General features: G+C 59.7%; 7 protein-coding genes and 1 pseudogene. 3 read left to right on the plus strand and 5 right to left on the minus strand.

What is annotated here, in order from left to right:
- Window positions 1-1738 (plus strand): annotated as a pseudogene (locus FHT86_RS15435) (hypothetical protein); the annotation flags it as partial.
- 89 nt (window positions 1739-1827) lie between these two features.
- Here the strand turns inward: FHT86_RS15435 and fhuB are convergent.
- From fhuB to FHT86_RS15450, 3 genes are read right to left on the minus strand one after another with little or no spacing between them, the layout of a single operon-like run.
- Window positions 1828-3798, minus strand: a complete 1971-nt coding sequence (fhuB, locus tag FHT86_RS15440; protein ID WP_133707667.1) for a Fe(3+)-hydroxamate ABC transporter permease FhuB — start codon at window positions 3796-3798, stop codon at window positions 1828-1830.
- Complete coding sequence (locus FHT86_RS15445) at window positions 3795-4643, minus strand: iron-siderophore ABC transporter substrate-binding protein (RefSeq protein ID WP_246779522.1); 849 nt, start codon at window positions 4641-4643, stop codon at window positions 3795-3797. Before FHT86_RS15445 ends, fhuB begins: the two co-directional genes overlap by 4 nt.
- 46 nt (window positions 4644-4689) lie before the next feature.
- Window positions 4690-5490, minus strand: coding sequence for an ATP-binding cassette domain-containing protein (locus FHT86_RS15450; RefSeq protein ID WP_133707888.1), 801 nt, complete (start codon window positions 5488-5490; stop codon window positions 4690-4692).
- A 450-nt stretch (window positions 5491-5940) separates the two neighbouring features.
- Here FHT86_RS15450 and FHT86_RS15455 point away from each other — a divergent pair, with 450 nt between their 5' ends.
- Window positions 5941-8007, plus strand: coding sequence for a TonB-dependent siderophore receptor (locus FHT86_RS15455; protein ID WP_246779523.1), 2067 nt, complete (start codon window positions 5941-5943; stop codon window positions 8005-8007).
- Window positions 8008-8056: 49 nt separating this feature from the next.
- The gene (gene fhuF / locus FHT86_RS15460) at window positions 8057-8818 is read left to right on the plus strand and encodes a siderophore-iron reductase FhuF (RefSeq protein WP_210297691.1); all 762 of its coding nucleotides are present in this window, start codon (window positions 8057-8059) and stop codon (window positions 8816-8818) included.
- A 177-nt stretch (window positions 8819-8995) separates the two neighbouring features.
- On the opposite strand, the gene FHT86_RS15465 is transcribed toward fhuF, so the two are convergent.
- Window positions 8996-11206, minus strand: a complete 2211-nt coding sequence (locus tag FHT86_RS15465) for an MGH1-like glycoside hydrolase domain-containing protein (RefSeq protein ID WP_133707670.1) — start codon at window positions 11204-11206, stop codon at window positions 8996-8998.
- A gap of 3 nt (window positions 11207-11209) precedes the next feature.
- Window positions 11210-13888, minus strand: coding sequence for a carbohydrate-binding protein (locus FHT86_RS15470; RefSeq protein WP_133707671.1), 2679 nt, complete (start codon window positions 13886-13888; stop codon window positions 11210-11212).
- Window positions 13889-13890: the final 2 nt, after the last annotated feature.

Raw genomic sequence — 13890 nt, forward strand, 5'->3', positions numbered from 1 at the left:
GTTGCTCTCCACTGCCACGGTCGCCGCCTTGAAGACGGCGCAGATCGCGGCGCTGACATCCAGTCAGATCGGCGCGCTCACGACCGGTCAGATCCAGGTTTTGAGTTCCGCGCAGATTGGCGCTTTGAGCCTGAAGCAGGTTGCGGCTCTAAGCACCGTCGCGGTGGCCGCACTCTTGACCGAACAAATCGCCGCGATGAAGTCTTCCTCGATCGCGGGGCTGACCACCGGTGAGATCGCGGCATTGTCGACGGCGCAGATCGGTTCATTGACGACGACGCAGATCGCCGCTCTCTCTGCCGCAGAGGTTGGTGCGCTGTCGTCGCAGGATATCGCGGCGTTCTCGACCGACCAGATCGGTGCCATCAGCGCGCTCGCTCTATCGAAGCTTTCCACGGCCAATGTTGCGTTGCTCTCCACTGCCACGGTCGCCGCCTTGAAGACGGCGCAGATCGCGGCGCTGACATCCAGTCAGATCGGCGCGCTCACGACCGGTCAGATCCAGGTTTTGAGTTCGGCGCAGATGGGCGCTTTGAGCCTGAAGCAGGTTGCTGCTCTGAGCACCGTCGCTGTGGCCGCACTCTCGACCGAACAAATCGCCGCGATGAAGCCTGCCTCGATCGCGGCGCTGACCAGCAGTCAGGTCGCGGCCCTATCGACGGCGCAGATCGGCGCATTGTCGACCGCGCAGGTCGCCGCGCTGACCGCCACAGAGATCGGCGCCATGTCGTCGCAGGATATCGCGGCGTTCTCGACCGACCAGATCGAAGCGATCAGCGCGCTTGCCCTGTCGAAGCTTTCCACCGATGATGTTGCATCGCTCTCCACCGATAAAATCGCTGCTTTGAAGACGGCGCAGATTGCGGCGCTGACATCCAGTCAGATCGGTGCGCTCACGACTGGTCAGATCCATGTTTTGAGTTCCGCACAGATTGGCGCTTTGAGCCTGAAGCAGGTTGCGGCTCTGAGCACCGTCGCCGTGGCCGCACTCTCGACCGAACAAATCGCCGCGATGAAGTCTGCCTCGATCGCGGCGCTGACCAGCGGTCAGGTCGCGGCATTGTCGTCGGCGCAGATCGGCGCATTGTCGACCGCGCAGGTCGCCGCGCTGACCGCCACAGAGATCGGCGCCATGTCGTCGCAGGATATCGCGACGTTCTCGACCGACCAGATCGGTGCCATCAGCGCGCTCGCCCTGTCGAAGCTTTCCACCGATGATGTTGCATCGCTCTCCACCGATAAAATCGCTGCTTTGAAGACGATGCAGATCGCGGCGTTGACGTCCAGCCAGATCGGTGCGCTCACGACCGGTCACATCCAGGTTTTGAGTTCCGCGCAGATTGGCGCTTTGAGCCTGAAGCAGGTTGCGGCTCTGAGCACCGTCGCTGTGGCCGCACTTTCCACCGCGCAAATCGCCGCGATGCAGCCTGCCTCGATCGCGGCGCTGACCAGCAGTCAGGTCACGGCGCTGTCGTCGGCGCAGATCGGTGCATTGTCGACCGCGCAGGTCGCCGCTCTGACCGCCACAGAGATCGGCGCCCTGTCGTCGCAGGATATCGCGGCGTTCTCGACCGACCAGATCGAAGCGATTGGCATCCACGGCCTGCCGGGGCTGTCAACCTATGATATTTCTGTGCTGTCCAGCGCCCAACTGTACGCTATCACGACAACCCAGGCGCAAGCACTGGATTTGGGACAAGTCGAGGCGATTATTGCGGCCTATGCTGCCTATAGCTGAATATGACGTCTGTGATTGCGGAATTTTTGCGGTCTACTCGAAATGGCCGCAGGGTAAGATCCCTTCAAGACCGGCGGTTGATTGGTTGGTCAGCCCTTTCGTCGCAGCATCATCATCAGGAAAGGCGCGCCGACGATGGCCGAGACGAGGCCGGCGGGTATCTGGTATGGCCACGCGATGGTGCGGCCGATGAAGTCTGCAAGGACCATCAGTGCCCCGCCGATGGCGGCTGCTCCCGCCATTTGCGGCAGCGCGCGGACGAGCCCCGCTTCCCTTGCCAGATGAGGCCCCATCAGGCCGATGAATGTCAGCGGGCCGACGCTCAATGTTGCCGCTGCGCTCATCAGGCCAGCAAGGCCGAAGAGCGCGAAACGGGCCTTGCGTACCGGAATGCCGACAGCTGCCGCCTGCGATGGACCGAGCGGCAAGATGTCCAGCGAGCGCCGGGCAAGGAAAGCAGCGGCGGTTAAAATTACGGCCGCAACGGTAACGGTTGCCGCGGAACGGGCGTCGACACTGTAGGTCGAACCGCTCATCCAGCGCATCAGGAGGACAGCGCGCGGATCGCCAGTGGAACTCAGGACGCCGACAATGGCATCGACCATGGCGCTCAACGAGATGCCGGCGAGCAAGACACGCTCTGGCGCCAACCCCGTGCGCAAGGAACTGAGGAAAATCAAGGCGAGCACAAGAAGTGCGCCTATCGCGGCGAACGTTACCTGCCCGGTAAACCCGGGAACGACGACAAAGACAGCGACCGCTACTCCAAAGGTCGCACCCGCGCTGATCCCCAGTAGTTCTGGGCTCGCCATTTCATTGCCGGTGGTCCTTTGCAGTATGACGCCTGCAACGGCCAGCATTGCGCCCGAGGACAAAGCGGCAAAAACCTTGGGCAGCCGCATCGGAACAATCTTGTCGAAGAGCGCTGCGTCAGGCAAGCTCCAGGTTCCATCGATACCGCGTCCGACGAACACACCGACGACGACCGCCACCAGCAAGACGACGAGCGCGACGGCAAGCACGCTCATTCCGGCCGGCGCCCATGAGCGCGATCTCTCTTTCAACTCCAACACCCGGTGTCGGACTTTTAGCCTGGGAAGCAGCAGCAGAAGCAAGGGCGAGCCGAAGATCGCCGTCACCGCACCCGTGGGCAAGAATTCTCCCAGTTGGCCAGCAACCAGCTGAATGGCGGCGTCAGCAAACAGCAACAGTCCCGCGCCGATCAACGGCGACCAGAACATCAATTGCTGCGGTCGCCGTGCCCCGGAAAGCCGAGCAATTGTCGGCGCGACCAGGCCGATGAAGCTGATGACCCCGACTGCGCTCGTCACAAGCGCAGCAAGCGCTACCGCACCACCAACGACCATGAAGCGCAGCCGGACAAGGCGGACCCCGAGCGCCGATGCTGTGCCTTCACCGAGATCGAGAAGAGAGAGCGGACGCATGACGAGCGCGCAGATGATTGCAATGACCGCCGTCTTCCAGAGGAGCGACAGCGGAATGACCCAGCTCTGCTGCGCAAGCGATCCGGCGCCCCAGATGAAGAGGCTGACGAGATAGCGTTCGTTCAGAAGAGTAAGGATCGCCGACAGGGCGCCGCACCACAGGCTGATGACAAGGCCAGACAACACTAGCGAAAAGGGCGAAAAGCCGCGCCGCGCCCCGAGGCCCATGACAAGGCAGGCGACGACTGCGCTTCCCGCGAGCGCTACCAGATCCCGGCCCAGTCCCAGCAAGCCCGGGAAGAACAGGGTCGCGACGACCAATGCGAGATTGGCGCCAGCGGAAATCCCAAGCGTCGTCGGATCGGCAAGCGGATTGCGCAGAACCTGCTGAAGGAGCGCACCGGCCAGCGAAAGCGCCGCCCCTGCAAGGAGCGCCGTCGCAAGGCGAGGGAGCGTCGAATAGAAAAGAACCATCCTCGGCACGTCATAGCCCGCCTGGCTTTTGGCCTCGAGCGTGTGGGCGATGAGCAACCATGACAGGAGGCTGCCGGCGCCGAAGAGCACCAGCGCGACGATTGCCGGTCCGAGGGCGAACCTTCCAAAAATCCTGTTCATGTCTTGGGATCCAAAAGGTCGGTCAAAAGGCGGCCGAACCGCACCGCTTCGTTGACCATGCCGAACATCAAAGCAGGGGGAAGGATTGAAAGATGTCCCGGCCTGGCGAACGGGAGGCTTTGCCACAGGGGGCTTTGCGTAATTTTGGGCAGGACGTCCGCGGGTACCGGCTCGAAGGCGACCAGACGTGCATCAGGATCGGCGATGCGGGAAAGGTCCTCGATGGCGATCGTCTGGAAACCCCAGTAGTTCGATTCCTCGGTCCAGGCGTTTCGTACGCCGATGCGCTCCAGAACGTTATGATAGAGGCCCGGGCTCGCATAGATTCTGGCGTGGCGCGCGTCCATGAAATTAACCAGCGCTACGGCAGGAGGGGATTTTGCGGCAAGACGAGCGCGGCATTCAGCGAAGAAAGCATCGGCGCGTTGGAGAAAACCTTCCGCCTCCACCTCCCGGTCGACCGCCGCCGCGAGTTTTCGTGTGGCCGCGATGGCCGCAGGCAATATCGGCCCGATACCGGGTGCATAAATCTCCAGACGGACGACCTTCGAGACCTGCTTTAGCTTCGGTAGGAGCTCATCGAGATAGGGTGTGGTCAGAATGATATCCGGCTTGAGGGCAACAAGGAGTTCGAAATTGACCTCCCACGAGCTGCCGAGGTTGGCGACGGATTGGGGCATTGCCGGCTCGACCACCCATTTATCCCAATCGGCCAGATCGGACACTGCCAAGGGGACGATGCCAAGCGATAGAAGCGTCGATGCAAGACCATAGTCGAGGCTGACGATCCGAGGTGCGGATTGCGCAAAAGCCGGGGCATTGGCCGCTACCGTCGCGGCAGCCATTGTTCGCAAAAGGGCCCGGCGTGATAGCGCGGAAAAAGAAACCGGATTAGCAGGCATAGGCAAGCGGAAAGCCGGTCTTCGGGGCGGCGATGACATCCATGTCGATGCCGTAGATCTCCTGCAGACGCTCACGCATCAGAATCTCGTCCGGTCTTCCACTGACGACGACACGACCACCTTTTAGCGCGCAGATGCGATCACAGAAGCGCGCAGCCATGTTGATGTCGTGAAGGACGATGACCACGCTCAAGCCTTTTTCATGGGAGAGCCTGCGCACCAGAGACAGGACCTCGATCTGATGCGCAATGTCGAGAGCGGCGGTCGGCTCATCCAGCAACAGGCATTCGGTATCCTGCGCGACCAGCATGGCGAGCCACGCGCGCTGCCGCTCGCCGCCGGAAAGCGTCGCCACGATGCGGCCGGCCAGAGGTTCCAGATGCGTCAAGGCAAGCGCTTGCTCCACCTTTTCTCCATCTGTCCTGGAAAAGCGCCCGAGGGGGCCATGCCAAGGATAGCGCCCGCAGCGTACCAGCTCCCGAACCGTCATGTCGGTGCTGGCATTCACATCCTGCGGGAGATAGGCGACCGAGCGCGCGAAGGCGCGTTCCGCAAATGAGCGGATATCCTGACCGGCATAGAAGGCCAAACCCGCTGTCGGCAGGATCTGCCGGCCCAGGATTTTCAGCAGGCTGGATTTTCCCGAACCGTTATGCCCAACCAGTGCGACGAACTCGCCTTTTGGAAACGAAAGATTGACATCGCTAAGGATGTCGTTTCCGTCGATCGAAAGCCGAATGTGATGCGTCGCGAACGCCTCGGTCGAGGCAGTTGCGCCAGCGGTGTCTATGCGATTTTCCACGTGTCGTCCCTCGCGGTAAGGTGCTTGTCGGTACTAAAGATGACTTAAGTAATCAAGTATTATTTTCTGCCTCTGAGGTGCTCGCTCAGATCGCCATCTGTGTCTCGGTGGAATCGAGAGGGCCGTCAGCGACGGCTTTGCCGCCCTACACATTGCGAGCTCGAAAATTCATATTAGTCATCGGCTTAAGCCCGTCGCGCCGGCTCTTTCGGCAGAGTGTGGGACGTTGGATTTTTTAAGTTGACTCTTTTGGTTATGTTTATATTTTGCCCGCGACGCAGGCGGATCGCCGGGGACCGCTGCTCCGCTGCGTGACCAGAAAATGATAGACAGGAGTGGCTTTGCATGGGGATCGTCCGGCAGGCAGGACTTCGCGCGTCCTTAAACTGCGCGGATCGGCATCGTGCGACGAGGCATCTGATAGCCAGCAGTGCTTTGATGGCTGTTTCCCTGCCTTTGGCGCCTACGGCTTGGGCACAGGATTCCGCGACCGAGCTTCCGAAGATTGTCGTGGTTGGCAAGTCCGACCGGGCAATCGGTCCCGATGCCACCATTGTCGCCAAGGAGACAATGACCGGTACCAAGACGGACACCCCAATCATCGATATTCCGGCAGCTGTTTCGGTCGTGACCGAAAAGGAACTCGAAGAGCGTCATGTCGACAATCTGCAGCAGGCCGTGGCCTACACCGCGGGGGTCTTCACCGACGAATTCGGCAATGACGACCGTTATGATTATTTCCGTATTCGCGGTTTCGACCAGACGGCGCTAGGCACCTACCGGGACGGGCTCGCGGCACGCATTCCTGCTTGGTATACGGCAAGTCGCCTTGAGCCCTACGGCCTGCAGCGCGTGGAAGTACTGAAGGGATCGACGTCGACGCTTTTTGGTCTTAACGCTCCAGGGGGTCTTATCAATGCGATCACGAAGCGGCCGCCCGAGGAAAAGCAGGGCGAGGTCTACACATCCTTTGGCGATGGGACCAAGGAGGTCGGTGCCGACTTCGGCGGGCCGCTCGATGTCGACGGCGTCTGGAGCTATCGGCTGACGGCGCTCGCCAAGGACGGAGACCTTGGCTGGGACTATTCTAACGACGATCGTCTCTATGTCGCGCCGGCTCTGACCATCAAGCCCGACGAAGGAACATCACTCACCATTCTTACCGACTACTACAAACGGAATGGCACGGGGGCGCGCGGTTTTCCGATCGGTGCCAACCTGGACATCAATACCTTCCTGGGAGAACCGGATTTCAATCGCTTCAACACCCGTGAAAGCGATATCGGCTATCAGTTCGAACATGAAATCAATGACGGCCTGACCTTCCGCTCCAATGCTCGATATACGCATCTCAGCCTGGATTATGCCGAGGTCTACGGCGCCTCGCTCGATCCGACCGCCGACCGCCAAGCCTTCTCGGTGGATGGCATGTCGAACCGCTATGTGATCGACAACCAGCTTCAATACGATACGGGCTGGAAAGCCTTTGACAGCAAGACGCTTGTCGGCGTCGACTATGCCAACGACAACACCCGCGAAAACATCCTTTACGGCACGGCCGGTCCGATCGACATCTACGACCCTGTCTTCTGCGGCCTGTCCTGCATCAATCTCGACCCATACGTAAACTGGCGCGTCAAGCAGCAGGCCGTCGGGCTCTATGCTCAGGAGCAGTTGACCTTCGACGATCGTTGGATCGCTACGCTTGGCGGCCGTTGGGACCACGTCCACACGACCGCCGATTATGTCGACCTGGGCACCAGGGATGACAATACCGAATCCGCGTTCAGCAAGCGCGCCGGACTTACCTATAAGATCAATTCCAATCTTGCCGCCTATGTAAATTATTCGGAAAGCTTCCAGCCTCTCGTGACGCCGAGCGCCAATGGCTATGCATTGAGCGGCTCCCTGAAGCCCCAGAGGGGCGAGCAGTATGAAGTTGGCCTGAAATATCAGCCTGACAACTTCGATGGACTGTTTACCGCGGCCTTGTTCGATCTGACGCAGACAAATGTGCCGACCTACCTGACGCCACACATTCAGCAGCAGATCGGCAAAGTCGGCGTGCGCGGTGTCGAGCTGGAGGGTAAGGCGGCACTGAACGATCGTGTCAACCTGACGCTGGCCTATTCCTATTGGGACGCTGAGATCCGCGAAGACGGAACGGGTGGAAATGTCGGCAACAGGCCGCAGCGCGTCCCGAGACATCTTGCTTCGGCGTGGCTCGACTACACGATCCCCGGGGAAGGGCAGCGTGGCGATCTGACCCTCGGTGGTGGGGTGCGCTATATCGGGCAGACCTATGGCGACGATGCCAACACCGTATCCGTCGGAGGATATACCGTGTTCGATGCGGCGGTCAGCTACAACGTGACCAAGAATGTCAAGCTTGCGGTCAACGCAACCAATCTCTTCGACCGCAAGTATGTCGCAAGCAGCTACTACGGGACCGAATATTATGGCGATCGACGCAAGGTCGTTGGAACGCTGAAGTATACCTGGTGAGATAGTGAGCAAGCAATTGGTTCCGACCCAAACCTTGCCAAAGCAACCGATGCCGTCCGCACCAGAAGATGCGGACGGCGACCGCGATCTCGGAGCGCTATTGGTTCGCCGTGGCGGAGAGAAGTATGGCTTCTACCGCGGGAAATTTTTGCTGGACGCACCGGCAGGCTGCGATGTCATCGCATGCTCCGCGCTTAGCGACGCAGATTGCTTCAATAGCATCATCGATCGATACGCGGCCGCGTTTTTGCCGGCCGATCGGCGCGCCATCGTATCCCTCTGGACCCTTTACTACTTCAGTATCTTGACCATCAACACCGCGCTCGCATGGCTCGAGCTGCGACGCTATCTACCGGTCTCGCTCGACGAGGTCTCGGTATGTCTCGACCGGGAAACGGCAACGCCGGTCTCGTTTCTTCTGCCTAATCTCGGAGAGGTGCGGGAATTCGATATCCACACGGCGATGAAGCCTCTCCTGCGGCAGCACATAGAACCCTTGACCTGTGCGATTTCCGACCATGCAAATCTGAGCACCAAGCTGCTTTGGGGAAACGCGGCTGGTTATCTCGATTGGATCATCGATGAAGCGGGCCGTCAAAGCGCTCCGGCATTGGCCGAGGAAGGCGCGCCGCTGTTTTCCGATGCTACGTTTCCCGACGGCGAGAGGAACCCCTTGTGTGGTACCCTTCGCAACATGCAGGATGGGAGCGGCCTTCAATTCAAACGTCGCAAGGTTTGTTGTTTGCGCTACTGTCTGGCGGATATCGGCGGGTGCGGTCTTAGCTGCCCGCTGCGGCAGGGAAGACGATAGACCGGAAGCGAACTTGCCGTTCCTCGCCGATATCTTGTCTTTCAGCTTTGACCCGATCAGAGGGCGCCGGTTCGATTCCAGATTTGCATGAGATCCCGTCTAGCGCCGCAACAGGTTTCCGGCTGATGTGATTGCCCACGCCGTTTGGCTCTATTTCCGGCTTCATCCCGGCGTTTTTTAAGCTCGCCTCAAGAAGATCTCAAGCATTCGCGGTTCCGGGGAGGCAGGTATGCCGACTGCTACACCGCCTTTGTGTTCCCGGAAGGTCGCCACAAGGCCATCGAGATAGATGCCGATCGCTTCGCCCGCCGCTATCGATGGCAAGAAAATTTCGCCGTCGCTCTCGACGGAATCAATCGACATACGCAAGCACCCGGCGCTGATCGACAGTCTGGAAATTCGAAGCTTGAGCTCAGTCTCCAGCGAAGGTTCGCCATTGATCGAGAGCGATAGCCGCCCATTCGATATGGCGACGGTGATCGGCCCGTGTGGAGAGACCACGGGCCCAAGCGTTGTATCCTGCTGTTCATTGCTGATCGTCCAACCGCGCCATGGATCTACATCGAGAACGTCGGCCATGGCCATGAGCGGCAACAGACCGGCCCAGATATAGAAGGGATCGGTATCTCCCTGGTCCATAGCTTCGCCCGTTTGCGAATTGTAGTTTTCTGCCGCTATCCGCGATCCTCGCCAGGATTTGAGGAAGAGCCGCCTTGATTGCTCCATCAGGGTGCGTGCTTCTTCGTCAAGGTCGTATCTCTTCAGGCCGAGCCAGACGAGATAGTTGACGTTTGGCCAGATCCGGCCGCGCCAATAGACGTTTTCGGCAAAAGCCGGATCGTTTCTCGTCGCATTCGGAAGGCCGAATTCGCCGGCAAATAGGCTCTCGTCCTTCAGGTGGCCGATCAAGTAGCGCGCTTGCTCGTCACTCGCGGCACCGCACAAAAGAGGATAGAAGCTCGTCGGCGACAAGGACTTTACGAAAGCTCCGGAACGCTGGCGGTTGGCGAAAATTTTCCCTTGATCGTCCCAGAGTTCCTCGCGAATGCGTTCGCGCAATTTCATTGCAATCGCTTCAAATTGAGCTGCGTCCTGCCGTTTGCCAAGAACCGTCGCCAATTTTGCAAGCATTTCAGCGTCGAGCGCCACGGCGCAGTTCAGGCCAAGATCGAAGGTTGAGAGCGTCCGCGTTGCCGGATCGTAGACCGCCTCGTCATGCGTTGCGGAATTATCCATGCCGGTCTCATTGCGCGCGCCAAAGAAAGTTCCCTTGTAGAGGGCTTCTCCTACATCCGAGGTGCCGCAGGAAACCATTCCGCGCCCCTCCGGATCGCGGTTTGCCCACCACCATCGATGAGCGCGGACAAGAACGCCATAGTTTGCTTCGACAATCGAACGTTCGCCGCTTCGCTGGTAAAGGTTCCAGACGACGAATGATCCGAGTGGCGGTTGGGTCCGGTCGACCCATGCATCGTTTGACGTGACGATGCAGGCGACATTGCCTTGCGGCGTTGATCCCGCAAACGCCGCAGCTAGGTTCTCGCGGGCGACATCCATGTCAAACAGCCCCGAAAGCAGCGCGGCGTAGGTCTGGTCGTTGTACCAGACGGCGAATTTTCCGAGATTCCAGATTCGGGTGACCGCCGTGTAAGGCCTGTTGTTGGTCTCGTCCCAGATGGTGTTCCAGCCAACGATATCGCGAACTGCTGCCAGCAATTCGTTGGTCTGGTCCGGCTCAAGGCTGTCAGCCTCTTTGAGGGCTGCCCGTGCCTTTTCGATCGCCAGATCCGCGCGATCGGCCACGGCGGCGGCGTATCGGCCATCGCGCATCATTTCCAGATTGAAGCGTAGTCCGATGACGGGGGATGCGCTGCTCCGGCTATCGAGGTAAAAGTAGCCGTTCTCCTCAAAATCCCGGCGCAGATCTTCGATGCTGTTGTGCCCCGTGACTTGAACGGGCTTTTCGTTGCTGACGATCGCAACAAACCTTTGCCCCACCTTGACGAGGGTCGCACCGGCAGCCTCGTCGTAAATGACATCCGCGCCGTCTGCGGAAATCGCCAGGGTCACCCAGAAACGCAGACCCCATTCTCCGGTCGATAGCGTTTTCCAACCGCCGTGAATGACGAAGGGGTCAGGCTTCTTCCAAAAAAGGGAAAGAGCGGTGCCGGCGTGCTCTGTCTGCAGCGATACCTCGGAACCGTCGAGCTCGTGCCGGCCCAGACGGACCTTGTCGTGCCGCGGTTCGATAGCTGAGGTCTTTCGGGTGCGGGTCGAATACAAAATGGGTGTCAGGCGAACCCCCAGCGGAAGAAACACCATCTCGGCCGGCCGATCGGCCCATGTATTCCAGGCGCGCTGAAGGGGAATGGTTGTATGCTGCGGCATGTCTCAGTGTCCCAAGAAGAAGAGGATGGGTGGCTTGGAAAGCCCTGCGGGATCATCGGCATCGCCCTTGAATGGGGTGCCGGCATAATATTTGTTTGCCGCCGTGGAGGAGACGGCGACTTCGATGACATGAGCCCCTGGCTCGAGCCTGCCAAGGTTGAAGCGATAGGGGCCCCAGCCGCGCCTGCCCGACGAGCGGGCGTCCACGGTAACGCTCGCGGCCGTGTGTACTGCCGGTAGTTCCAGCAACCATCTGCCGGGCCTTTGCGTGATGATCGTCCGAGAATAGATTGCCGTACCGGAGCGGGCCTCGAATCCTTGGCCGTCCCAGCCGCGGTCGACCCGAATGGCCACGGCCTCACGCTCTTCCTCGAAACGAAGCGTCCAGCCGTCGTCCAGAACGATTTCGTGGTCTTCTGGGAGAGTGGGGATGGCGAGGGTTGACGTCAGCGCGAGCTCACTGCTTTTTGTCGAACTGGGCGCGAGCCGCAGGCAAATCAATTCATAAGGTTCGAGGCTTACCGAAACCTGCGATGAGGATCCATGCCGCTCGACCGCACCGGTCGCGCACGACCAGATTTCGACATCGAAGCCCGAGCAAAGCGCGAAAATTTCCGTAAGAGGTTCCCGACTGTCGTTAAAGAGAGCGAGCCGCCAGCCGGAGGCATCCTCCCCCAGCCACCGCCAAAACTTGGCCTCAGCGCCGGTCTGGAGGATGGGGCCACGTTGTCCAAATCCAGATTGCAGGAGAGCGATATCAGCGTCGGCCGGCGGCACGTCGAGTTTGACAGTCGAAGGATCGGAAATCTGGGCTCCGTCGTCGATCGTCAAAAACTGCTGCCCGCAACCCGATGACCAGACTTGGCCCCCGGCCTTTTTATAACGCTCAAGTGAGCGAATGGCCTTGCTGTCTTTGACAGCGGTGACGGCAGGCAGCACCACCGCATCGAAAGTCTGGCCGCTGATTTCGATCAGTGACCCGTTAACCGCGGCATTGGCCACAGCATCTTCGGAAACGAATAGGAAATCGATACGCTTTTCTAAGAGCGCGCTGCACCAGGCTCCGGTGTGATCTGCGTGTGCGTGTGTTGGGCCCTCTGCCCATGCCGTCTGGAGGGGATAGAAGATGGCGACACGCGTCAAGGGGTGCGCAGGCTCCAGGAATGCCGATAACCGTGCGGTCTCCTCGGCGAGTAAATCGTGGAACGGCCACCAGGGTTCGAAGTTGATCCCGGGTGCAAAGTCGAAGCGCGGATTGACGAAGGGCCTCGGATCCGCATTGCCGTCGGACAGATAGAGCCCATGCCAGATGGACTGCCGCATGCCGAGAAAATGCATCCTGATCAGATGGTTCCTCAATGTCTCGAGGGTGAGTTCCCATTGTCCTGCGGCTCTCACCAACGTCCGTTCCGCGGTCGCATAGGTCTCGAGCATGCAGCGGCTCCGGCCATTGGCGCGCGCGACCGAATCCGCAAGTTTTGGGGACAGTTGGGCAATAAAGTTGTTGGCATCGGCTGCCGTCAGATGGCGGTAAGCATCGATCCCGAAAAAGTCGACAGCGGGCGCAATGCGCGGATCTATACCCTTGAAGGTGCCATTGAGGCTGAAGCTTCCGACATGAGGCAGGATTTCATGGCCGCTCAACGATAGCCCTTTGTCCTCCGCCCAGGCCCGCAGCGTGCCAAAGAACGCTTCATTCATCTGCCGGGAGAGAGCGCCATAGGCGTTCGCCCGGATTGCCGCTGTCGAAGGACCGATGTCACGGACTAGGGAAAGGAGCGTGGTTTCGAGCGGCCGGCCCGTTTGCGCGACCATCGACCTCGCGAGACCAGCTGAAAACGGCAAGCTGTTCTCGAGATTTCCCGTCTTTTGGTCCCAATGATAAAAGCCGGGTGCCGGCTGATCGTAGAAAATCTGGTCGATCGGATCCGGTATCAATCCCCCGAGCACCGAGACCAAAGGCTCAAGCCCCTGCGTGATAAAAGCCTGGGCCGCCTCCGGGAGCAGATAATTGATGATGCGGGAGGTCCGGCTTCGCGCGCTCAGAAAAACGGTCGCCTTCATTCCGGCAGGAATGTCGCCAGAGAGCCGAAACTCGCAATGCTGGTCGCTGCTGCCGGCAATCGTGACGGCGCCGGGGAAGGGCAGGATTCGGTCTAGCGATGAAATGTCTTCTGCCGGATGCAGGACTGCCGCCTCGACTTTCCAATCGCACCAGGCAGGATATCCCTCGTCATACTGCCAATCGAGGATGTCCTTTCCCATCCCCGATGTCCAGGACGTGACGATCCCGCTGACGCGCCCCGTTCGTTCAGAGGTTTCGCTCCAGAACAGATGGCGCTCGCGAAGTTCGTCGCGACCCCTAACCGTGCGTCCAGCAGCCTGTCCGCTGATCCAATTATAGTCGTCATAGATTCCGACCCGCAGGCCGAGCGTCTTGGCAGCTTCAACTGCATCCTTGTAAGCGGCGACGAACGTTTCAGACAGGTAATCGTCGAGCGGCATGGCCAGCCTGGCCTGAATATAGATCCTGCCAAAACCCTTGTCGCGGAAGTCCTCAAGTTGCCGGCCTGTCAAATCCCGGGAGGGGATCGAATGCCAAAACCAGTAAGCGGCAGGCTTGAATTCACAGCCGGGAGACTGGAAAATTCGTTCGATGAAGGCGTCCTGGCGGGATGGCATCG

The sequence above is a fragment of the Rhizobium sp. BK313 genome (assembly GCF_014193655.1).
GTDB lineage: Bacteria > Pseudomonadota > Alphaproteobacteria > Rhizobiales > Rhizobiaceae > Rhizobium.